Here is a 23,160-nt window from a genome sequence, read left to right as displayed (position 1 = left end):
TGGTTATTAGCTTTACACATCGGTCTGAATCATTCACTAACGCAAATTATCAACCACCGCCAACATCGCAATCAACGATGCCTCTCCTAGTTTGATAGAACGCTCTGGTGACCAGCCCATGTCTGCATCAGGTAGATTATCGTTATCTTTAAAAGGCATCTCTAAGGTATTGGCAAGGCAATCAAAACGTTCTGCCACCCAGTTAGTTGCGACAGTCATGTTTGCTGTACCTGGCGCATCAACGTCATAACCAAATTGTGACTGAAAATCAGCGCTGGCTAATTTCAACACGTCTGAAAATTTATCACGCAGACGTGCGAGGCGATCGTTATAACTTGGCGTCCCTTGAGAGCCAGCAAGAAACACATAAGGCAGCGCTTCATCGCCGTGCACATCATAAAACAGGTCAACGCCTGTCGCCTCCATTTTGTTAATCACATGGAACACTTCAGGGCTTTTTTCTAAGCTTGGATTTGACCATTCACGGTTCAAGTTAGTACCGACAGCATTGGTACGCAGATGTCCGCGCACACTACCGTCGGGGTTCATATTCGGCACAATGTAGAAGTTCGCTTTCTCTAACAACAACCTAGCAGTGGCGTTGTCACTATCTAATAGGCTATATAACAATCCTTCAACCAACCATTCAGCCATCGTCTCACCAGGATGCTGACGCGCAGTGATCCAAATGTTGCGTTTATTCGCATCACTATTGCTATCGCCATTACTGATTTTTACTAAGGTTAAGTCACGCTTATCAAGCGTTTCACCTAGATGTTCTAGAGTCACTAACGGATGCGTTTGTACGGCGGCTAATAAATCTTGATGACGCTCATAACTGTAAGGGGCAAAATAAGCAATTTGAATGGTGTCACATTCTAAATCTGCCACGATAGTTAACTTCCCGTCTTTATAAGTGGTAGGCAGACGAAACCAATATTCCCGATCGTACGAAGCAACCGCTTGGTAATTCTCCCACCCTGCAGTGTATGACGCCTCCCCTGCATTGAAAATATTGAGGACATATTGCTCGCCAACCTGACCTGATAGGCGAAAGTTAAACCATTGGAAAAACTCGCCGCCAACGTCTGGACGAATAGCCAACTGGATATCCTTTTTATCGTCTAAATTAATAACGTCAATATTACCTGCATCGAAATTAGCAGTGATATGCATAACCTTTCCTTAATAAGTTTCTAAGAATCTCAAAATTAATTCTAAATACAGAAGTGTTTTATCAGCCTTAAAATACAGTAAAGCCTTTTAAACCATACATTTTATAGTCTAAAAGGCTTAATCACCGATTTTATCTAGGTGAAAAATTTAAATTTAGAGTCTATTCTAGCACCCATCAACATCAGATATAACTTAAAGTATTGTTAGCTCGACTTATATAGAAACCGCTCTATTTTTTACATATTTAAAATATTGTATCGGGAAAATCTTGTCATAAGCCCAGTTATAAGAGAAGGTATAAGCCAGATAAAATCCAACCAATGACGCGTCCATAATAAATGCTTGCCATAAACTAATACCAAGATACCATGAGACCATGGGCAGATATAGAAGCAGCAGACCACCCTCAAATAGCAGTACATGAAGCACTCGAATCGCTGGGGTCTTAAATGTACTGCGTTTAAACCTTACCATCCCTTTATCAAAGGCAATATTGAAACCGTAGTTCCATATAGTCGCTATGATAGAGCCTACGATGGCAATAACACCGATATCTTTTATGTCAAAATCAAAAAAGAAGCTCATAATGGGAATAGATAGTATTAATGCAATTATTTCAAATCCAACAGCGTGACGTATACGATCTCTATGAGTTCGCATCATTAATCCTTATAGAATATACATTCATATTACTTAGTTGACTCTATTGTATCTGTTAAAATAATAGATCAAAGTTACTGTCTATAGGAAAAACCGATACATGAACTTTTCTTTAGAGCAACTACAAGCATTTGTGGCAACGGTAGAGACGGGCTCGTTTTCAGCAGCAGGACGGCGGCTTGGCAAAGCACAGTCATCGGTTAGTGCGGCGGTGGCAAATTTAGAAATCGACTTGGACAACGTGTTATTTACTCGAAATAGTCGCTATCCTGAATTGACGGAGGAAGGTAAACGGCTACTAGCTGAAGCGTATTTAATACTGGAGCGCTGCGAGCATTTCTTCGGGGTGGCCAAAAGCTTAAGTGAAGGTGTCGAAAGCCGTTTGGTGCTTGCAGTCGATGATCTCTATCCATCAGAGTGGCTGGCGCGATTGCTCGATGAGTTTGATAACTTGTTTCCTACTGTGGAGTTAGAATTGCTGCTGCCCATCATGGAAGATGTCAGTCGTTTGATTTTAGAAAAGCGCGCGGATTTGGGCATTATGTGGAGCCAAGAGGATTTGCCATCGGCTATTAGTTTTCATACCTTAGGCTGGATTCCACTTAAAATGGTTTGTGCGCCTGAGCATGAAATAGCAAACCGAGTGGTCAGCTGGGAGGACTTAAAAAGATACCGTCAGCTCATTGTTGCAACGCGCAACGAGAGTAAAGAAAAATCACGCCTACGGGTTGCCGCCGATGTATGGTGGGTTGAGAGTCAGTGGGTGATTATTGAGCTGGTGCAACGTAACCTTGGTTGGGCGTTGGTGCCTGAGCATATTATCGTTGATGCGTTAAAGGATGGCTCTTTGGTATCGCCAAAACTGGATTTTGATAAGCACAGTTGGCCCGTTGCGGTTGAGCTGATTTGGCATAAAGAAAAACCGTTAGGTAAGGCAGGCACGTGGTTAAAGCAGGCGGTTATTACTTTAGACCAGCAAGCGTAATAGCGTTTCTTTATATAGTCGATACTGAATAAAATGGATACACGACACTATGATGCGTGACTGGTACAAATTTTCCTTGCTTGCTGTACCTACACCGATAGAGGCTGCAAAACCAACATTAAAAAACTAAGCATCCCAGCCACGCTGTATCTCTTTTATATTGACCTGACTATAGTTATCAACTATTCGTTCGTTAAAATCGTAAAAAGCCCTCTTCGCTATTTTGTATATAACGTAAAGGGCTTTAAGCAGAGTATTACTTTATAGACTTGCCTTATAGATTGATTTTTAAATCAACTGAGCCAAATCAGTTAATTTATCCAATACTATATCTGGAGAAGACTTTTCAAGCTGTGCTTTGGTTTGCGCGCCGGTCAACACGCCTATACATAAGCCACAATTGGCATTTTTCCCTTCTTCAATATCGATGCCACTATCCCCTGCTTTTAACACTTGTTTTGCATTTTCAATACCAAACTTATCCATCGCGAGCGTAATCATATCTGGCGCAGGGCGACCATTCACCACATCATCAGCAGTAATTAGTGCATCAATCTCGCGACCTACTGACCACCCTAAAATAGTTAATATCTTATTGGCAGTCTTTGCGTCATAGCCCGTATTTAACACCACTGTTCTACCACTGGCTTTTAGCTTATTAAACAGCTCCAGCATGCCATCAAAGGTAGCCAAAGTGTCCTCGGTATAAGCCTTCGCTAAACTGGTTTTAAAAATCGTAAATGCTGTATCGGCAAGTGGTTCAACCTCATCCTCAGCGATATCCAATTCATTCAGTATATCGCTGATCGCTTGACGTTTTTCCTTGCCAGCGCCAAATTCTAAGCAGATATCTAGCTCAACTTCTTTATCCACTTTATCGTCATCGCTAAGCGCTTGATTGATCGCATCACGTACCGTTTTATAAACGAGATTGTCTTCATTGACAGTCGTGCCTGCCATATCAAAAACACATAGCTGAATATGATTGAATGGTTCTTTAATACTATTAATATCTGTACTCATTATTTTGACTCCAATACTAAATGAATTAACTCTTCACCAAATGCAAAGCCTGTTGATGCGCCAGTGCCGCTAGTGACAGAGCCGACGACCACACCTTTTTCTGGGGAGGCTTTAAAAACTACGTTATCACCGCTGGGGTAAACACCTAACCAATGCTGGACGATATCAATCTCGCCAATATCCATCACTTGATGGAACTCGTTAATGATTAAATCATCAACTCGCACATCTCTAAACGGCAACTCCTTATCGCTATAATCATGGCTATCACCAATGATGAGAGAGCCATCAGCAGATTGCACCACAATCAGATGAACGCCTGCTTTGCGCTCAGCTGACTGAATACTATCCAGCAATGAGATTAACCTTTGGGCTTCAGGTAATTGGGCAAATCCATCATAACGAGCAAAGCTTAAATCCGACATCACCGCAGCATTTAGCTTAAATGCTTTTTTCGGCATCACACGCATCATATTGAGCGTGCAAAGTTTGGCCTTAGCCTGCGCCAAAGTCTCTGGATATAAGCTATGCAAATCTATACCGGGACAGACGACACAATGCTCTGCTTGCAGCGTACCACGACTGGTATGAACCATAGGTAGCTCGATGGAATGCACAGTGGTTTTATTATAAAAATCTACCCCGTGCGCTTGATGTAACCAATTTGCTAATTTACCAATGGCGGTTTTTGATTCGACTCTAAGCTCATGAGGACTATATAACACACCCAAACTGTTTTTAAGATAAGGCGTATTTTCTGTTATCTCAGCTTGCGTCAGCAATCGACAAGACGCGCCCATCTCTGTTTGTAAAAATGCTTCAGCGACATCCATCGCTTCTGGGCGCTGAATGAGCATATGCAAGCCGCTATGCTCCACCTCGATACCTGCTTTGGGTGCTATATCTGCCCAGATATTACGCGTATGCATGGCTCGCTGCCAATGCTCGCCACTTTGCTGCCCACTCACGGTGACAAAACCAAAGTTACGTACTGACGCATCTTTATTTTGTGACTCACGCTCAACCAGTGCCACACTCAGCCCTTTTTTAACCGCGGCATAAGCGCTGGCAAGACCGACAATGCCACCACCAACTATCACTACATCGTATTTTTTTTCAGACAATTTGCTTGTTAACTGCACTTTGATGTTCCTTAATTTTATTTACTTTTAAATGCTATTTTTTTAGGAAGCTTAGAACTTATATTTCAAATTTAGCTCGCACTGGTTGCAACGCTTATAGCTTTTGACCGTGGAAAAATGCCCTGTGCTTATCTAATAACTCAGCGGTAAGCGGCTCAGCATACGTTTTTACATTTTTGATTTTATTCTCAGATGCAACAGTTTCACCGTCATAGATGATATTTGGATATATTTCTAACAGTTGCGGTCGCGCATTTTTGACGATGATTTCGGCCATTTTCATCGCATTTTTATTGGTTTTATCGCCTTTATCGATGACAGCCACCGACTCACTCAGCGTATAGTTACCTTCGCTAGGATCGATGTAATCAATAGGCAGTTCTTCTGCTTTATTAACGACTGCTTGATGACGCATGCCAAACCCAATAGGCACTTCACCTGCCATGACCTTTTTTAATGGACCTGAACCTGATAATTCTAGATTTGGTCCGGCATTGTCACGAATATTATTCATGATGGTTTGCCCCTCGGCACCCATGCCATACGTAGCAGTGATATTCTGCACAAACAACCAACCGGTCGATGAGCCATTGGGATCTACCATGGCAAGTTTATTTTTATAGATGGGTTTTGCCAAATCTTTGGCACTGGTTGGTCTAGGCAGGTTTTGCGCGGCCATCTCTTTGGTATTTAAAATAATCGCGCCAGTAAAGCTTAGAATGGGTGCATAGTAACTAGGAACTGCTACTTGAGGATTGACCTCAAAGCTGATATCCTTAAACATTGAATGTTTTGCCTGCGCGCTCTCTAGATAAAACGAGCTCATCGTGACTAAATCTGCCTCTATATTCTTACCTTCGGCCAATAAACGCCCACCAAGCTCACCCGTACCAAACGATTGAAATATATATTGACCTTCATACCCAGCTTTATCTAATACTTCCTGAATAACCTCTACCGCTTCTTCGTCGGCATTGCTATAGATAATGACTTCTTCTGCGTTATTTCCCTCTGAAGAAGCTGAGCTACAACCGCTCAAAATAATTCCGCACGTGAGACCTATTATTAACGTTTTAAATGAAAACATTTTTTATCCTATAGATTTTGTTGAGTTTTAATTATTAAAGTTTGGGTATATTTTCGATAGCTAAATAGCTATAGTCGTTTCAATTTAAAAAGAACATAGTACTGCTGGGATGAATTTTTTGAAGCCTCTGGAGTGCAAAGCGCACAGCAAGCGAGAAAAATTTATACCAGCAGAACGCAATTTTTAACGTATCCCTTTTATTTTGAACTGACTATAACTATGGTTAAGCAGTCGTTGGCGCAACAAGCGTCCTGTCTTGTTCTTTCGGTGTCCCGTAGAGTCGTCTGCTATGTATATGACGAATGATGGCAAACAGTATCAAGGCGCAGATATTGGTCAGCAATATCATGAGCGATAAGATAAAAATCTCATCAAAGCGCGCAAAATGCTGTAGTTCAACAATCTTGGTGGTGAGCACCATGGTTTTGGCACCAGAGATAAAGATAACCGCGCTAATCGTTACCATGGCACTGATAAAGTAGAAGGATGCCACTTCAATTAAGGTAAAGAATGAATTGGGAATCACAATGCGTCGCAGTGTCGTAAACCATGAATCACCTAATAAGCTAGCCGTCGTCTCCCAGCCTAAGTTCATTTTAGCCAGTGCATTTTTACTCATCAGATAAGGGGTAGCGAAGTAGTGAATGATGTTACTTATCACGATAATAAAAATAGTATTAGCGACAGCAGAGCCTGAAAAAATCATAAGATAGGCAATACCCACAACCATACCTGGCACCGTGTTAGTGACCAATGCTGAACTCTGGATACTGAATTTACCGATTCTGAATAAACTTGAGCGCTCGCACAATAACGCTGAAAAGTAAGTAATTAAGGTGCCAAAGATAGCCGTCAATACTGCTACGATGAGTGAGTTTTTATAGACCCGCATTAAATTGGCAGATTCTAAAACCTTGCTGACGGTTTCCGTACTGAACTGCATTTGATAAGGCCATATTTTTATCCACGGAATGATAAATATCACCGCAAAAACCATCAGTAAGCAGAACAAGATAGCGCTCGATAATACGGCTAATACTCGGTCTTTGATATTGGAAGAAGGCAAGTCGATATTTTCAACCGAATCGTAGCGGATATTAAAGCGCGCGACATACCATAGTATGGCAATGCTCAATAACGATGGAATGAGCATAAACAGTGCGACCACTGCACCTTTTTCAAACGAAGGCGACGCACCTAGTATTTGCGTATAAAGTTCAATGGCGATGACTTTATATTGCCCACCAATGGACGCTGGGATACCAAAATCAGTAAAGGCTAAAAAGAAACATTGAATCATTGCCGCGGCAAAGGTGCCAATTAACGGACGAATGACCGTCATATCAAACTGGCGCAGAGACGAGTCGCCCATTAATTCTGAGACGATCACGAACTTTTTGTCTAAATACTGAAAGGTATTATTGAGTAATAAAAAGGCAATGGGTAAGGTGTAAATGGTATAGCCAAGCCACATTCCTTGAAAGCCGTATATATTTTCAAACAGCTGAAAGCCGAGTATTTGAGTCAATAAACCTTGCTTACCAAAGGTATAAATAATGGCAAAGCCATAGGTCACCGTTGGCAATAACATGGGCAATAAGGCGGCAACTTTAATAACCTTTTTAAAGCCCTTCGGTAAGTTGGTCCAGTGCACGGTATAAGCTAAGATGAAAGCGAGCATGGTGGCGCTCAGAGCACTCACCGTCGCGACAAAAAAACTATTAAACATCACCTGTTTAAAGCTATCACTATTTGCGATACTGGTGTAGTTATCTAAGCCAATGCCATTGCCGACATTTAATGATAACGCCAGCATTTTACCTAAAGGTATAAATAGAAAGGCGATGAATAAAATCGTCACAAATAGCCAAATGGCTTTCGCTTGGGGTGGATTACTAAGCTTCATAAACGTCCAAAACAATCAAATGGTCAGGTTTTTACTGAAAGACATCTATAGTCAGTATCTCAGTTGCCGATTCAGCCACTGTAAGCTTCTACAACATCAGCCTTTCACAGTATTTTTTGACTTTTGCTTATCATAGACAGTGATGGCTTTAGAATCAGCATGACGGGGGCTAATATCGGCCTCATACTGTCCATAGTTTTGGGCTTGAGTGTATTTACTTAGCGGATCAGCTTCAGATATACCGTTGGCAAATAAGCTTAAGATATTGCGACGTTTAATATTGAGCTGATTTAGAATGAAGTTGGTGACGAAATCATTGGCAGGGTTGTGTATGATTTCAGCGGGTTCAGCGAATTGCGCCACTTTGCCATCTGATAGCAGTAGGATGCGATCAGATAACGTCATCGCCTCTTCTGGGTCATGGGTGACAATTAAGGTAGTGAGCTGATAGCGCACGGCAATCTCACGAATGCGCTCTTTGACGGTTTCCTTAATTACCCCATCTAATGCAGATAAAGGCTCATCTAACAGTAGTATTTTGGGTTTCATGACTAGCGTACGAGCCAGCGCGACACGTTGCTTTTGACCGCCTGATAGCTGATGAATGCGCTTATTTAGATGCGCCTTAATATCGAGTAAATCGATCAATTCATCGACTTCTTGTTGTGTACTGACACTAGGATTGTTACGCAGACCGTATTCGATGTTTTGTTTGACATTGAGATTGGGAAATAAGGCATAATCCTGAAAGACAATATTAAAGCCTCTTTGTCTCATAGAGACACGGGTAATATCTTCCCCGTTATAGGCAATTCGACCACCATTGATATCAGTTAAACCTAGAATCATATGCAGTAAAGTGGTCTTGCCGCAGCCGGATGGCCCTAAGATTGAAACTATCTCACCCTTGTTAATTTTAAGTGAAAGATCCTCAAATATAACCTTGTCATCATATCTCTTCGTAACCTGTCTTAGCTCTAACATATCAATTTCCCTAATCGCTTATGATTAATAATCTAATTATTCATCTTGGATAGGTCAGCAGTGTATCTGTCAGTTATGACATTTCGATGAAAAAAATATGACAATACGAAGTCAGATCAACGTAAGTTCAGATCCCCTCACATATAAAAAAGCCCTTGTATGCCAAGCGATACAAAGGCTTTTTGCTAACTATCAGCACAGCACGAGATAATTTTAATCTAATACTCGTCATATTATTAGCTTAGCTACCTTAACGTCTTCTTAACAGGCTAATTGCTATCGTAAAGAATTACGTTCCTTATAATTCTTTTGAGAAGCCTAGTTATGTCGATATCTCAAGCACTTAGCACTGATGATACTAAAGCTAATACTAAAAAAGGCCATATAAGTAAAATCTTTAATTACGAGATTAATCTTAATTATCTGATTATCATTGTTACCCTTTATTTAGTAGCCACCGCGAATATTGGTTTTTTTGCGCAAGTGCTAAGTATTTATCCTTTTAGCACAAATATTGGCTTTATAGTTTCTATCACAGGCTTACTGTTCGGCTTGATGTGGCTACTCTTTCAGTTATTGTGTTATCGACCAATCGCCAAACCAGTCCTAATTGCTATGGTAATGATAGCTGCCGTGTGTAGTTATTTTACCGATGGGTATGGGACAATATTCGATAGTAGTATGCTGATCAATAGCTTGCAAACCGACCAAGCAGAAGCGATGGGACTAATGGCGCCAAGTTTTTTTATTCGTGTCGTTTTATTAGGCGTTATACCTGCTATTATTATTGCTAAAATTCGTATAAAGCGACTTCCTTTACGTCGAGCATTATGGCAACGAGCAGTTACTTTAATTCTTTCTATTGCCTTAATAGCAGTTTGTCTATTACCCTTTGGTGATCAATACGCCACTTTTTTTCGCCAGCATAAAGTGGTTCGTAGTTATACCAACCCCATTACTCCTATCTACTCTGTCATCAAACTGAGTACCGATTACGTCGATGAATTGCGCCGTCCTGATACCCTAATACTTCATGCGACAGATGCCAAACGTATAACACCCGTCACTAGCACTAGTAAAGTAAAACCCAAATTGATGGTATTTGTCGTCGGTGAAACGGTTCGCGCTGACCATATTAGTTTAAACGGTTATCAGCGCGAGACTATGCCACTACTGGCCAGCCAGCCAGATATTTATAGCTTCAATAATGCAACCTCTTGCGGCACCTCTACCGCTTATTCCGTTCCTTGCATGTTCAGCTATGCTGATAGAAAGGATTATGATGCCAGTAGTGCGGATTATAATGAAAACGTGCTTGATACTCTTCATAAACAAGGCGTCAACGTCGTTTGGCGAGACAACAACTCAAGCTCTAAAGGGGTTGCGGATAGAGTCACTTTTGAGGATTATAAAACGTCAGATGTTAATCCTAGTTGTGACGGCGAATGTCGTGATATCGGCATGCTCAATGGCTTTGATGAACTGGTAAAATCAGACGTACCTGCTAAAGATACGCTTATTTTATTGCATCAAATGGGCAATCATGGCCCTGCTTACTACCAACGTTACCCTAAAGAGTTTGAAGAGTATCAGCCGGTATGTATGACCAATGAGCTATCTAAGTGCGACGATCAGTCCGTCATCAACGGCTATGATAATGCCATTCGCTATACTGATTACTTCTTGAATAACGTTATCAATACGCTAAAAGCTTATGAGCAGGATTATGATGTGGTGATGGTATACATCAGCGATCATGGAGAAAGTTTGGGCGAAAATAATATCTACCTGCATGGTCTACCATATAGTATTGCGCCAGACGCCCAAAAACAGGTGCCTGTGATTGTCTGGTCGCCTACTGGCAATGGTATTGATGGCAACAGTATGGATAAAAGCAGTCTCGCCAGCATGATTGATCAGCCCGTATCACACGACTTTATTACCCCTACTTTACTAGGCTTCTTCGGTATTACTGCCGATGAAGTAAAAGCAGCACCAACCTTTTTTAAAACTGTTAATTAATCTTTTTAACCCAAGCACTGCTAGCATTTATGCACGAGACACCTATGTATAAGATACTTATTATTGAAGACAATCCCGATATCGTGGCCAATATTTATGCTTTTTTTGAACCAAAGGGCTTTGAGTTAGATAACGCTCATAATGGGATTAGTGGCTTAACGCTGGCCTCAAATAATTATTATGACGTTATTTTACTAGACGTGATGCTACCTGGCATGGATGGTACAAAACTGTGTAAAAAGCTGAGAGAAGAACTGCATAATAAAACCCCAGTATTGATGCTGACAGCTCGCGATACGATTTTGGATAAAGTTGCAGGCTTCGATAGTGGTGCCGATGACTATCTAGTTAAGCCCTTCTCACTCGTTGAACTAGAATCACGTATCAAAGCCCTCATACGTCGACATCAAGATGACCACTTTGGGCACAGTATAGAGATTGGCAAACTGTCTTTGAATACTGAGGAGCATACGATTAGCCGAGAAGGCCAATCATTAAAGCTCACCCCAACAGGGTTTAAAATATTAAATACACTGATGTGTGCTGCACCTAGAGTGGTCAGCAAGAATGAATTAGAGGAAAAGGTATGGGGTGAGGATATTCCAAGTAGCGATGCATTGCGTACCCATATGCATAGTGTGCGTGCACAAGTCGATAAACCGTTTGCTAAAACCATGCTAATCACCGTACCCGGTGTTGGTTATCAGATTATTGACCCAGACAAGGTATAAAATCCGATAATAGGCTTTAGCTGCTTATTCTTATTATAAGTAGTATTTTTCGTAATTATTATCACTTTTCTTACTGTCTTTCCCTACGAAGTAAATGCCATGTTTAGTCTTGACTCTATCGTTAACAAGTTTCGAATATCATATTTCTTATTCGCAATATTGCTTTGCGCAACTTTCGTCAGTATTTTTATGTATGCTGAAGTCAGAATAGAGCAAGATTTGGTCAAAGCTCGCTTGCTACAACAGTTAGAGCTTAGTCGAGAAAAAGAGGGTGAGCAAACTATCTATGTCGCAGATCCAGGCATAAAAATTTATCGCTATGGCAATGCGCCTGAAAGTTTGAAAGCTATAGCGACCGAAACGGTACAGGAAACTTCTATCACGATAAATACGGAATCGGGTTCACATGCAAGTAACCTTCATTTCTTTATCCATCAACAAGATAAACAGAAATATATTTTGACCTACTTAGAAGGCACCGAGATGGTGATGGGTAACTACCCTGTTTTGGCGATATTTGAACACTTAGAAGATATATTTGCCAATGCCTTAAGAGTCGCCGTTATTCTAAGTTTATTAATTGCCGCAATATTCTCTCAGTTGTCCTCTAGGCAAATTACTAAACCTTTATTAGACTTAAAAAAAGCAGTAGAAACCGATCATCAAAATTTAACCGAATTGACTCATTTGCCATCGGAGGTTGGCGTATTAGCGCGAGCCATTGATGAGAAAAACCATAAGCTTGAGCAGTATCTAAAGCGCGAGCAGTTGTTTACCGGTGATGTTAGCCATGAGCTGCGCACGCCATTAACGATTATCATGGGTGCGTCAGAAGTGTTGGCCTCACAATTAGCAAGCGACAGCCATTTGAACGAATTTACCAATCGCATTAGCAATACTGCCAAAGAAACCTCTGAGATTATCAGCGCTTTATTATTGCTCTCTCGTGCGCCTGAAAAACTAGACACGCCGCAAACCTCTATCAACAATATTGCTTCAAATGAAGTAGAGCGCTTAAAGTACTTGCTGCGCTATAAGACGGTGACTTGCACAGTCGTGGCTGAACAAGAGTATTTCGCCTATGTACGACCTGAACTGCTAAAAATGGCACTGGGGAATCTAATAAAAAATGCCTTTCAATACACGGATGAGGGTGAAGTAGTTATTACGATTGATGATAAAAAAATAACCGTCACTGATACAGGTCTGGGTATTCCTGAAGCTTTGATGCCCCTGCTTTATGAGAGATTTGAGCGTCTAGAGCAACCGCATAATGATACGCTGTTGAATACGAATTTAGTTTCAACAGGATACTCTAGCTATAAAGTTGAAGGCACAGGGTTGGGTCTTAGCATCGTGCAACGCATCATGGCGCATATGGGCTGGCAACTTACCCATCAAGCCAATGGTTCAGGCGGCAGTACCTTTAGTATTTATTATACATAACGTCTACTAAGAGACTGCCTTTAAAAGTCCTAATGTATTACAAGTAAGTGGCAATGATGTTAATCAGTAAGGCAATAATGACTAAGTTGAAGACAAAGGCAATGATACTGTGAAGAGTAGCCAGATTCCGACCTATTCTAGAGGTAAAGACAATATCAGCGGTCTGACCTGAAGTACCGATAGCAACTGCACAATAGAAAAAATCTTCAAAACTGACGTCAATTGGTGTCCTCCGATCAGCGTTAGTCTCCATCATTGTTTCAGGGAAAGCTAAGGGTAAAATATGACCTTTTTGCGCCTCAGAAAAATATAAATAGGCATACTGCATGGCAAAAATAATTTGAATCATCAGCCAAGTAATGAATATCGTCCCAATAGTCAGACTAATACTTAGAGCAAACATAAGGTCTTGATAGTTCTTACCAATTTGAGTTTGTTTAGCGATGGCATAAACGCAAATGAAACTTGAAACTATAATCAAGCTTAAAATCGAAAACTTGCTTTGCTTAGCACTATTTAAGTGCTCGTGCATCGTATCTTTTCGTAGCATGATTATGATAGTGCTCAGAAAAACAAGAATGGCGCAGTCCCATCCTATAATAAAGCTGGTACTAAAAGACAACGACCAAATACTGGTTGCTGATATCCCAACGATAAGCCCCATCAACAGACTACCTAGCAAACGCCAATGACTAAGAAACGTATCTGATGATAGTGCCATAATTTTAATCATACCTTATCAATGAGGATTCAGATTATACAACTATACTGAGTGGTATTAACTTACATCATCAATAGGAATGTTTCAAAACCATTTTTTATTCTTAAAATACATAATAATGCTCACTGTTATCGTTACCATCAAACTAAGTAAAATAAAATAACCATAGTGCCACTTTAGCTCAGGTATGTACTCAAAATTCATGCCGTAAACGCCTACCAAAAATGTTAATGGTATAAATACCACTGACACCAAAGTCAAGGTACGCATGATTTCATTCAAACGATGTCCCTGAATTGAGAATATTAGGTTGATTTTACTGTCAAGTTCAAACAACTCAAAATCAATTTCATCAATTAAATTGTTTGCTTGCTCTTTGAGCTCTATGAAATATTTGCTTTCCATAGCGATAATGTTAATTGTTTCTAGTTTTACAATCGTATTACGCAAGCTTAGCGTTGCTTTCTTAAAATTTAACATGCGACGTTTTTGCTCCTCAACCTTTTCAGTAAAATAAGGTGTTGGATTAATATTCGTCACCTTTATAGAGTCACTGTCAGCATTCAATAATTTTTCAAACGTCTCCTCATAGTTTGCTATCAGTGATTCAATCAAAAGAAAGATTAAGTAATCGACTCTTTTGCTTCGTACTTGCCCTTTACCTTGAATCAAGCGATCACGAATCCACTGAAAATGGTCGCCAATATTCTCTTGCAAACTCCATAACATATTTGACGATACAACAAAAATCAGTTGTTCATTATCTAAATTTTTATCATCAGTTTTCAATACTTTTAAAGCGATGAACAATACGTTATCCAGCTCGATAACCTTGTTGGCATGGTCATCATCTTGGAGTAATTTAATTAAAAAGTCATCAAACTGATTTTGGATGACAATTTGTCTCATCTCGTCTAATTCGCTCAGCCCATAGGTATTGAGCCAAAAAACCTCGTCACCCTGTGTCTCAAAGTTCAACTTGGTAATGTCATCACAAGGTAGTTTTGATACTCGTGAGGATGAATACGCGATGAGTGTCGTGTTTTGTAAGAATTTTTCTGACATCCTTGTTCCTTTGCTTACTTTATATTTTCATAAAATAATTGACACTATCTTTTTTAATAATTTCTATAAATTGATTCTATCTTAACATTTTCTTAACCACACCAACCTTATACTGGTATCCAAGTGTCAACCAATGCCTTTCTATTTCGATTCTAATGACTATTAATCAATATATTCAGACTGAGCATAAAATAATTGTTGAACTCGCTTAGAAATTTACCCCATCTACAAAAAGCGCTACGTAAAGCTGCCTCTGACAAGCCTAATAATAACAAAATGTATTTATAAATGAAGTGATATATGGATAAGGTAATGCAAGTGCAAAAATGGCCAATTAGCAGCCGAATATTTCACTGGATAAGTGCGATTTTGTTGCTGGTAACTTGGATACTAATGGTGATATACCAAAATACTGATCAGGACTTATATATTAATTTACACAAAGCCTTTGGTATCAGCGTGTTATTTTGGATGCTTGCTCGTGGATTCAATCGCTTATTAATCAAAGTGCCTGCAGCCGTTGTCATGCCGCAGTGGCAAAAAAAATATCGCAGTTGACTCATTTTGCTCTTTATGGCCTCCTGATTGCGATGCCTGTGGCAGGGCTACTGACGTCAGTCTATGGTGGTCATGCAGTTGATATGTTTGGACTGTTTGAAATTCCTGTTTTTGTAGACCCTAATCGTAGTTCAGCACGCTTTTATGAAAATATACATACTAATATTATTTGGTCGATGATTATAGCCTTTACATTATTGCACATTTGTGCAGCACTCTATCATCAGTTTATTTTAAAAGATAAGCTGATCAATCGTATGAAGTAATTGTCTTCACTCGCCGGTCTAGTAAAAGGGCTAGATCTATGGGCTTAGCACTTTTTATTGAGCTGTTAATAGGCGTACTAACTATTTCAATCTCTTGAGCTTTATCTTGTAGGTACAATCAAGAGTCAGACGACTACTTAAACGTTCTCCAATGGCAACCTTAGTGTTTAGGCGTTCAGTGCCATCTTGGTGCTTTAAGTATTGTGACCATCTACCTTTATTATTTTTACTCGCTAACTAAACCCTTAATTCCCGCTAAGTTTCTCCTATGTCGTTTCTCGTATTATAGATTCATACCCACAAGGTAGCTGACAAAACCGTTAACGGTGTGTCAGAAATTGACTTAATAAAAAGGATGAATCTTATGAAAAACCTATCAGTGTTAACCAAATCAATGATTGTCGCCCTTACTATTGCAGGTGTAGGTGCAACCGCTATAGCCGCCCCTGCCGCCAATACCAAAGCGGTAACTGAGTCAAGTGAAGCTATCAGCGCCATGCAAAGTAAAATCAGCCTATCGCAGGCAATTGAGATAGCCAAACAAAATGCCAAAGGTGATCTGGTTAGTGCAGGGTTTGATTATGACGACGATGATGATAATGGCAAGGGTGCCGTAACGGGCGAATATGAAGTTGAGTTTGTATCAAACGGTACGGCTTATGAAGTAAAGATTGATGCCAATACGGGTAAAGTTCTCAAGACTGAGCAAGAAAAACTAGATAAAGAGGACATGGCTGAATACAGTGCTATGAAGCAGGCTAAAGTTACGCTAACTAGGGCCATGCAAAAAGCAGCACAAAGTGTGAATGGTAAAGTCATTAGTGCTGAGTTCGAGCTAGAAAAAGGTCAATCGGTTTATGACATTGAAGTCGTCAAAGGCAATCAGATATATGATGTGAGCATAGATGCCAATACTGGTAAGGTGTTAAGTAGTCAATTTGACGTGGAGGATGATGACTAAAGAACGAGCCAAAAGAATGAGTTTCAAATTTAGCTATTATCCTATCTTAACGTTTTCTTAACAGCGCTAAGCCCATACTAAGATTTAAGTGCTAACCAGTGACCTTCTCCTAGCTGGGATCATTAGAAAAATAATTATATCGATGATTGCACTTACATTATATTTTAACTTCAACGTTAGTAGGCAGCAGTAGCCGATACCATAATAGAACAAGGTGTCAGCTATTGCTTTTTGCTATGTATAAAAACAGATATTAGTTTTACCTTAACGCTTTCTTAACCCCTTCTGTCATATACTCAAAGTCTGCTGATTTTACTAAGTATTTAACATGCTTCTTAAAACCTGCTACATACCCGAATATTAATAACTATTAAGCAATCAATATGAACCATATCGAACCCCTTACTTTCGACAACGACCACACAAACTCCCATCCTGACAACCAAAAAACACCTGATACTTTAATGGTAGCGGATAACTTTGCAAATAATGTTAAGGGTAAAAAAGGTCTGGCTCGTATTTTAAAAGCCACGGGGTATTCTATAGATGGTTTTAAAGCGGCTTATCAGTTCGAGGCGGCATTCAGGCAGGTTTTTTGGCTTAATCTAATATTGTTCATGGTCATTATATTTATGCCTTTTGGCATCAGTATCAAAATGATGCTTGTGATCGCTTCCTTCTTATCCCTTATCGTTGAGCTCATTAATACTGGTATTGAAGCGAGTGTCGATCATACTTCGATGGAGCAACATCCATTAGCTAAAATAGCGAAAGATGTCGGTTCTGCTGCACAGTTTTTGGCGTTATTAATGTTATTTGTTTTATGGATAATGGCGTTATTAAGCCTTTTACATTGAACAACACTTAAGCTTTTACAACCTAATAAATTGAGTAGGGTGTCTTGATGACTTTAGAAAATAACTCAGCTAATTGGACGTGGCTTAAGCTTTTGTGCTTAACTGTCATTGCGAGTCTAACTTTTGAGCATAGTCGGTTTGATGTTGGTATTAGTGAGCTTTTTTATACCAATGGGCAATGGTTTCTAGAAAAAGGCGCTCAGCCTTACGCTTTTATCTTTTATGATGGACCTAAAGCACTTTTGATCCTAGTGGCAATGTATTTGATAACCGTGTTAATGATCAAATACAGACAACCTTCGAATACTGCTTCTACCATTAACCGTAGTAAGCTCGATAGATTTATTATTCCTTTATCAGTTCGTGAAATAGGTTACTTACTTATTATTTTGATTGCAGTGCCAAGCTCTATTGCACTATTAAAAGGTGTCACCCATGTTAGTTGCCCCAATCACTTAACATTATTTAATGGTGATCTTCCTTATCTTAATCTCTGGCAAAATATAGTCGCCCAAACGCCAGCCAAATGCTTCCCAGCGGCACATGCTAGCGCAGGTTTTTCCTTATATGGATTAGCATTTTTACCCACTTTGCATAAGTATCGCTATAAAATACTTGCAATAGTTACTGCCTTAGGATGGACAATGGGAATGTACAAGATGCTGTTTGGGGATCATTTCTTTAGTCATACACTAGTATCGATGTTACTCTCACTAACGATAGCTTGTGCGCTTGCCAGCGTATTTTTTAAAAGCGCAGCTATTATCAAAGAACGTAATCTTATTTTAAACAGTACAGTAGACTCAGTTAAATAGCTATTAGCACTAACCTACCTAATGCTTCTGCCCTATAAATTATAGGGTCTTTTTTTGCCAGTGAATTTGAACTTCTAATCAAATGCTTAATCTGCGCTAAGCTTCTCCTATATCTTATTTTGTATGATGGACTCATATCGAAACCGCTGACAACCGTTTTTGCGAAATTGAAATTGCCAAGGGTACACAGAACTATGGTTTAATTATAGATAGCATGACAGGTCAAGTTATCAGTAGTCAGTTAGACGACGATGACTAAAATAGCGGCATTAAACCACATCTATAAGGATATCCCATGCGAGTATTGGTAGTCGAAGATGACTTGATGATTGGCGAGAGTCTGAGTGAAGCCTTGCAAGATGAGGCTTATACAGTTGATTGGGTCAAAGACGGTCGTCAAGCCATACTGACATTAAGGGTGCAACCTTATGACATCATCTTATTAGATTTAGGCTTACCAGAGGTTGATGGCATGGGCGTGTTGACTGCTATTCGCGATGCCAAGATTGAAACACCAGTGTTGATACTCACCGCGCGTGATCAATTAAAAGACAGAATTGCAGGATTAGACTCAGGGGCTGATGATTATGTCGTCAAGCCTTTTGAGTTAGGAGAAGTCTTTGCACGCATGAGAGTGCTTATTCGCCGAGCTCAAGGCAAGGCTGACAATCAAGTGACGGTTGGTAATCTCAGTCTGGATACCGCGCACAAACGAGTCATGATGGATGGCAATCCTATCGATTTAACCGCAAAAGAGTATATGCTCATCATTACCTTTATGTTGTCACCTGAAAAAGTCATGTCCAAAAGTGAACTTGAGGATTCGTTATATGGTTGGGGCGGTGAAGTTGAGAGTAACGCCATTGAGTTTTTGATTCATAACTTACGCAAAAAGGTCGGGCAAGATAGAATCAAGAATGTTCGTGGGCTTGGGTGGTACATCAGCAATGCCTAAATTCCGTAACCTCTTTAACTCACTACAGTTCCAACTTATCTTTTGGTCTGTTTTGTCATTATTGCTATTGGCAATAGTCGCTGGTGGTTATGGATTTTGGTACAGCTATAACGAGATAAATGACTTTCAAGATGATAACTTAAAAAATACTGCGGCATTGTTAGAGCAGTCGCTTAATATTAGTGGTTTAAATAATAATGCTGCTTATTCATACAGTGACGAGCATGCCCGCAGCAACATTCACTTTGATACCGATGACGATGATGGTGCTATCACCGTTGATATAGTCATACTCTCTGCCTCACTCGATAACGGTAACGGTAACGGTAACGGTAACGGGGTAGAAGATTATCAGAACGATCAAAGTGATGACGAGCATGATTACTCAGAACCTATACCGATGGCATTATTAACTAATATTCCAATAGGAATAAGTGATCAAGACATTGATGACCATACTTGGCGAACTTATAGAAGTAATGTCAAGATTGAGTCTTTGAATACTAATGAAAAAGTAGCCCTAATCTTACGCCAACAAACGGATCTACAAGACGATTTAGCCAAAGCCAGTGCCTTACAGTCTTTTTTACCCCTTATTATCGGTATAGCATTGTTACTGCTTTTACTCCCTTTTATCATGTGGCGAATGATGAAACCTGTGCGCCAATTACACTATGAGATAAGCGCACGTAATGAGAATGACCTAAGTCCTTTATCGATTGGTAGACTGCCCTCTGAATTGCTGCCACTAGCAGCATCTTTAAATAGACTATTGGCTTTAGTAAAAATTAGTATTGAACGTCAGCAACGCTTTATCGCTGATGCTGCCCATGAACTGCGCTCGCCGCTCACTGCTATCTCATTACAGCTACAACGACTACAGCGTATTAGTAATGACACCGTTATGTCAGAAGGTCTTGATAAACTGGCTATTCGCTTGAAACGCAATCAAAGTTTGGTTGAGCAGTTATTAACGCTCGCTAGAGCTGGCAATATCAATACAGCGCTCGATCCTGAAGAAACACCAACCAGCGTTAACTTCATTATCGAACAAGTCATTGGCTTACTCATTCCCATTGCTGATAATAAAAGCATCGAGCTGACCGTTGACTTGCAACCTAATAGCAAAGTAGATATAGATGAGACTTCGTTATTAATGCTCATCAAAAACCTGATTCAAAACGCCATTATTTATACACCAGATAATGGTCAAGTCATGGTTAAACTCTATCAACTTAAGCAAAACTCAGGCAGTTTGGATAAATCGGCTTTAAATGCTCAGTACAATTTTGGCTCACATGTGATTCACTCTGGAAAATTAAATAATTTATCCAAAACCTTAAGTGGCAGATTGGTGTTGCAGATAATAGATTCAGGCGCAGGTATTCATCCTAGTGATTATGAGAATGTTTTTGAGCCCTTTGTAAGGCTTAATCAAGTACCAAGTACAGCTGATCAATTCAGCGATAATATAAGCGCATCAAGATCAGATAGTGCCAGCAAGAAATCACAAGAAATAGCAGGCACTGGACTAGGCCTCTCTATCGTCAAGTCAATTTGCGAGCAGGCAGGTATAGATGTCTTTATGAACGACTCCACTTCGGCAACTTCAAGCCAGAATAGTAATCGAGGGCTTTGTATGACGCTGGTTTTCTAAATCAATAATTTGAACTTTTCATGGAAGCTTTCCAGATCTAAATAGTTGTATCTTGACACTTTCTTAACACCTCTATTGATAGTTTAGTAATGTCTACAACAGGACACTAAATTTGCTTATCGATAGAGTGAATCCATCCATGAATACAACCTTAAAAGCTCAATACTCATCCAGCGTTTCAGATAACGATCCAGTATTAAATGCTTTATCCAAAGTTCCAGAGGTTACCTTACTTTTTTGGATAATCAAAGTTGCTGCTACGACACTTGGTGAGACAGCAGGCGACGCCTTATCAATGTCGCTCAACCTAGGCTACATCGTCAGTACTGGTATATTCGCTGTCCTATTTGGCATAGCGGTTGCCACCCAAATTAAAGCGAACTCGTTTAATAAATGGTTATATTGGACGACGATTATCGCGACAACGACTTTAGGAACAACGATAGCAGATTATGTGACGAGATCATTAGGAATTGGCTACGCTGGCGGCTCAGCGTTACTAGTCGCTCTACTTGTGATGTGTTTAGTTATATGGCAAAAAACGATGGGGAGCATTGCCGTCGACAGTATTAGTAAACCCAAAGCGGAGGTGTTTTACTGGACGACTATTATGTTTTCGCAGACGCTTGGTACCGCATTAGGCGACTGGGTCGCAGATACCAAAGGCATGGGCTACACAACGAGTGCTATCATCTTTGGCTCTTTATTGGTGCTTATTGCTTTGATGCATTTTGGCACTAGAATATCAAAAACGCTTTTATTTTGGAGTGCCTTCGTTTTGACTCGCCCTTTAGGAGCGGTATTAGGTGACTTCTTAGATAAGCCTATTGATCATGGTGGTCTTGCATTGAGTCGCTTTGGCGCTTCCGCAGCACTATTAGGCTTTATCATTGTCTGTTTATTAGTGTTTAAACAGCGGGCTAGTACTAAAGCGCATTGATAAATGTAAGTCTATTTAATTGCAATTTACCAGTACTGAACTATATGAGCCGTAATTCAATAAAAGCCTTTAATTTACTTTCACAACTTACCAACCAAATAGAATCAGTTAAGAGCTATCCTAGATTATTTTACCTATCTAGAATAGCTTCATAAATTATACTGTCAATTCTAAACTTAACTATTCAGCTTAGAAGTTATATTTAGCCATTATTTCAACTTGCTGACCTTTTCTCACTTCTAAAGTGGTCTTATCGCTTCGATCTCTCCACTCAATACCAATATCCAGATCTGGTAAATACTCATAGACAAGGTTGATGCTTTTTACGTTCACAGAGGTATCTACCTCATCATCTACGTTAATCTCACCATAACGCATGTTACTCATCAGTTTCTCTGTAAACTTATGCCTATACCCTACAGTGAAGCCAGTTTGCGACACAAGCTTACCGTCTTCGGCATCACAATCTAAATCGCTAGTCGCACCAAGGACTCTTCCAACACATACTGTGGAATAAACGCCCATCCCTTTACCGTTATATACGCTCGCATGTAGCGAATCATTACCCAGCTTTAGTTTACCAGCCAAAGAGACACCGACGCCTATATCCGAATCTTCTCCATTTTTGGCCTCACGAGCAGTAACAGCCAAGTTATAGCTAAGATCAGATATATTATCCTTGTAGCTAACAACCATATCCGGCAAATTAGCTTCTTCATCAACAGGTTCTTGAGCCGTAAAACGAAGCCCTTTATGAACGTAATGCACAGTCAAATCTGGACGAATATAAGCGCCACCACCAGAGATGGTGCCCAAACCCGTGCCCCGAAAGTCAAGCTGATCAGTCAAAAGTGGGTAGACCGCTAAGAACTGACCATTCCATGTCTTACCTACGGTCAAATCATCGACTTGAGCATAAGCATGACGAAGCCGCAAGTCTGAACCGCCATTCGCGGCATTGCCATAAAAATCCCCTTCAATAAAACCCGTTAATTTTTTATCATTTACGTTCTTCGTGGTTTTAAGATTAATCCGAGATTGTCGTCCACTTCCTTTGAACTCAGACTCCCCTTCATCTGGAGAATAAAATATACCCTCCGCTTTAACATACCCACCGATACTTAAAGTAGTATCTCCATTGGTGACAAGATCTATTGCTTGTGCCTGTACACATGCCCCCAGAACCGCCAAACCAAAAGACAA

22 protein-coding genes are annotated in these 23,160 nt (G+C 40.1%); 12 read left to right on the top strand and 10 right to left on the bottom strand.

Going from position 1 to position 23,160, the window contains the following annotated elements:
- Nucleotides 1-36 precede the first annotated feature (36 nt).
- Together AK825_RS07025 and AK825_RS07020 are read right to left on the bottom strand one after the other, a co-directional pair.
- Nucleotides 37-1,176, bottom strand: a complete 1,140-nt coding sequence (locus tag AK825_RS07025; protein WP_068035769.1) for a M14-type cytosolic carboxypeptidase — start codon at nucleotides 1,174-1,176, stop codon at nucleotides 37-39.
- Nucleotides 1,177-1,389: 213 nt separating this feature from the next.
- Nucleotides 1,390-1,836: a PACE efflux transporter gene (locus tag AK825_RS07020; RefSeq protein ID WP_068035767.1), complete on the bottom strand. Its 447-nt coding sequence runs from the start codon at nucleotides 1,834-1,836 to the stop codon at nucleotides 1,390-1,392.
- Between the two features lie 100 nt (nucleotides 1,837-1,936).
- Here AK825_RS07020 and AK825_RS07015 point away from each other — a divergent pair, with 100 nt between their 5' ends.
- A complete protein-coding gene (locus AK825_RS07015) occupies nucleotides 1,937-2,821 on the top strand; it encodes a LysR family transcriptional regulator (protein WP_068035765.1) in 885 nt (294 codons plus the stop codon).
- A 288-nt stretch (nucleotides 2,822-3,109) separates the two neighbouring features.
- Here AK825_RS07015 and AK825_RS07010 read toward each other — a convergent pair whose 3' ends face one another.
- The 5 genes from AK825_RS07010 to AK825_RS06990 form a co-directional block, all read right to left on the bottom strand.
- Complete coding sequence (locus AK825_RS07010; protein ID WP_068035763.1) at nucleotides 3,110-3,844, bottom strand: HAD family hydrolase; 735 nt, start codon at nucleotides 3,842-3,844, stop codon at nucleotides 3,110-3,112.
- Nucleotides 3,844-4,986 carry a TIGR03364 family FAD-dependent oxidoreductase gene (locus AK825_RS07005; RefSeq protein ID WP_068035761.1) on the bottom strand — a complete coding sequence of 381 codons (1,143 nt, stop codon included), beginning with the start codon at nucleotides 4,984-4,986 and terminating at the stop codon, nucleotides 3,844-3,846. The genes AK825_RS07010 and AK825_RS07005 overlap by 1 nt, the downstream gene beginning before the upstream one ends.
- A gap of 94 nt (nucleotides 4,987-5,080) precedes the next feature.
- Nucleotides 5,081-6,073, bottom strand: a complete 993-nt coding sequence (locus AK825_RS07000; RefSeq protein ID WP_068035759.1) for an ABC transporter substrate-binding protein — start codon at nucleotides 6,071-6,073, stop codon at nucleotides 5,081-5,083.
- A 223-nt stretch (nucleotides 6,074-6,296) separates the two neighbouring features.
- On the bottom strand, nucleotides 6,297-7,979 hold the full coding sequence (locus tag AK825_RS06995) for an ABC transporter permease subunit (protein ID WP_068035757.1): 1,683 nt from the start codon (nucleotides 7,977-7,979) through the stop codon (nucleotides 6,297-6,299).
- 96 nt (nucleotides 7,980-8,075) lie between these two features.
- Nucleotides 8,076-8,963 carry an ABC transporter ATP-binding protein gene (locus AK825_RS06990; protein ID WP_082787192.1) on the bottom strand — a complete coding sequence of 296 codons (888 nt, stop codon included), beginning with the start codon at nucleotides 8,961-8,963 and terminating at the stop codon, nucleotides 8,076-8,078.
- A 324-nt stretch (nucleotides 8,964-9,287) separates the two neighbouring features.
- Between AK825_RS06990 and AK825_RS06985 the strand changes: the two genes are divergently transcribed.
- From AK825_RS06985 to AK825_RS06975, 3 genes are all read left to right on the top strand, one after another.
- Complete coding sequence (locus tag AK825_RS06985) at nucleotides 9,288-10,985, top strand: phosphoethanolamine--lipid A transferase (RefSeq protein WP_068035756.1); 1,698 nt, start codon at nucleotides 9,288-9,290, stop codon at nucleotides 10,983-10,985.
- A gap of 44 nt (nucleotides 10,986-11,029) precedes the next feature.
- Nucleotides 11,030-11,716 (top strand): response regulator transcription factor, encoded by a 687-nt coding sequence (locus AK825_RS06980; protein WP_068035754.1) that lies wholly within the window; start codon nucleotides 11,030-11,032, stop codon nucleotides 11,714-11,716.
- Nucleotides 11,717-11,815: 99 nt separating this feature from the next.
- Nucleotides 11,816-13,162 carry a HAMP domain-containing sensor histidine kinase gene (locus tag AK825_RS06975; protein WP_068035751.1) on the top strand — a complete coding sequence of 449 codons (1,347 nt, stop codon included), beginning with the start codon at nucleotides 11,816-11,818 and terminating at the stop codon, nucleotides 13,160-13,162.
- Nucleotides 13,163-13,199: 37 nt separating this feature from the next.
- Here AK825_RS06975 and AK825_RS06970 read toward each other — a convergent pair whose 3' ends face one another.
- Entirely contained in the window at nucleotides 13,200-13,883 is a 684-nt protein-coding gene (locus AK825_RS06970) for a DUF1345 domain-containing protein (RefSeq protein ID WP_158511267.1), read from the bottom strand.
- Nucleotides 13,884-13,967: 84 nt separating this feature from the next.
- Nucleotides 13,968-14,948: a CorA family divalent cation transporter gene (locus AK825_RS06965; protein WP_068035747.1), complete on the bottom strand. Its 981-nt coding sequence runs from the start codon at nucleotides 14,946-14,948 to the stop codon at nucleotides 13,968-13,970.
- Nucleotides 14,949-15,248: 300 nt separating this feature from the next.
- Between AK825_RS06965 and AK825_RS15025 the strand changes: the two genes are divergently transcribed.
- The 8 genes from AK825_RS15025 (at nucleotide 15,249) to AK825_RS06930 (ending at nucleotide 21,957) form a co-directional block, all read left to right on the top strand.
- On the top strand, nucleotides 15,249-15,506 hold the full coding sequence (locus tag AK825_RS15025) for a cytochrome b/b6 domain-containing protein (protein ID WP_346243089.1): 258 nt from the start codon (nucleotides 15,249-15,251) through the stop codon (nucleotides 15,504-15,506).
- The gene (locus tag AK825_RS15020; protein ID WP_346243088.1) at nucleotides 15,482-15,772 is read left to right on the top strand and encodes a cytochrome b/b6 domain-containing protein; all 291 of its coding nucleotides are present in this window, start codon (nucleotides 15,482-15,484) and stop codon (nucleotides 15,770-15,772) included. Before AK825_RS15025 ends, AK825_RS15020 begins: the two co-directional genes overlap by 25 nt.
- A 364-nt stretch (nucleotides 15,773-16,136) precedes the next feature.
- Nucleotides 16,137-16,733 carry a PepSY domain-containing protein gene (locus AK825_RS06955; protein WP_068035746.1) on the top strand — a complete coding sequence of 199 codons (597 nt, stop codon included), beginning with the start codon at nucleotides 16,137-16,139 and terminating at the stop codon, nucleotides 16,731-16,733.
- Nucleotides 16,734-17,197: 464 nt separating this feature from the next.
- Nucleotides 17,198-17,590 (top strand): diacylglycerol kinase, encoded by a 393-nt coding sequence (locus AK825_RS06950; RefSeq protein WP_227514149.1) that lies wholly within the window; start codon nucleotides 17,198-17,200, stop codon nucleotides 17,588-17,590.
- Between the two features lie 47 nt (nucleotides 17,591-17,637).
- Nucleotides 17,638-18,405, top strand: coding sequence for a PAP2 family lipid A phosphatase (locus tag AK825_RS06945; RefSeq protein WP_068035744.1), 768 nt, complete (start codon nucleotides 17,638-17,640; stop codon nucleotides 18,403-18,405).
- Nucleotides 18,406-18,700: 295 nt separating this feature from the next.
- Complete coding sequence (locus AK825_RS06940) at nucleotides 18,701-19,360, top strand: response regulator (protein WP_068035743.1); 660 nt, start codon at nucleotides 18,701-18,703, stop codon at nucleotides 19,358-19,360.
- On the top strand, nucleotides 19,323-21,017 hold the full coding sequence (locus AK825_RS06935) for a HAMP domain-containing sensor histidine kinase (protein ID WP_068035741.1): 1,695 nt from the start codon (nucleotides 19,323-19,325) through the stop codon (nucleotides 21,015-21,017). The genes AK825_RS06940 and AK825_RS06935 overlap by 38 nt, the downstream gene beginning before the upstream one ends.
- A gap of 139 nt (nucleotides 21,018-21,156) precedes the next feature.
- The gene (locus AK825_RS06930; RefSeq protein ID WP_068035740.1) at nucleotides 21,157-21,957 is read left to right on the top strand and encodes a hypothetical protein; all 801 of its coding nucleotides are present in this window, start codon (nucleotides 21,157-21,159) and stop codon (nucleotides 21,955-21,957) included.
- 189 nt (nucleotides 21,958-22,146) lie between these two features.
- On the opposite strand, the gene AK825_RS06925 is transcribed toward AK825_RS06930, so the two are convergent.
- Nucleotides 22,147-23,148 carry a hypothetical protein gene (locus AK825_RS06925; protein WP_227514132.1) on the bottom strand — a complete coding sequence of 334 codons (1,002 nt, stop codon included), beginning with the start codon at nucleotides 23,146-23,148 and terminating at the stop codon, nucleotides 22,147-22,149.
- Between the last annotated feature and the right edge of the window lie 12 nt (nucleotides 23,149-23,160).

The sequence above is a fragment of the Psychrobacter sp. P11G5 genome (genome assembly GCF_001593305.1).
Classification (GTDB): Bacteria; Pseudomonadota; Gammaproteobacteria; order Pseudomonadales; family Moraxellaceae; genus Psychrobacter.
The sequence above is the reverse complement of the archived record's forward strand: the minus strand, read 5'-3'. Positions and strand labels throughout refer to the sequence as shown.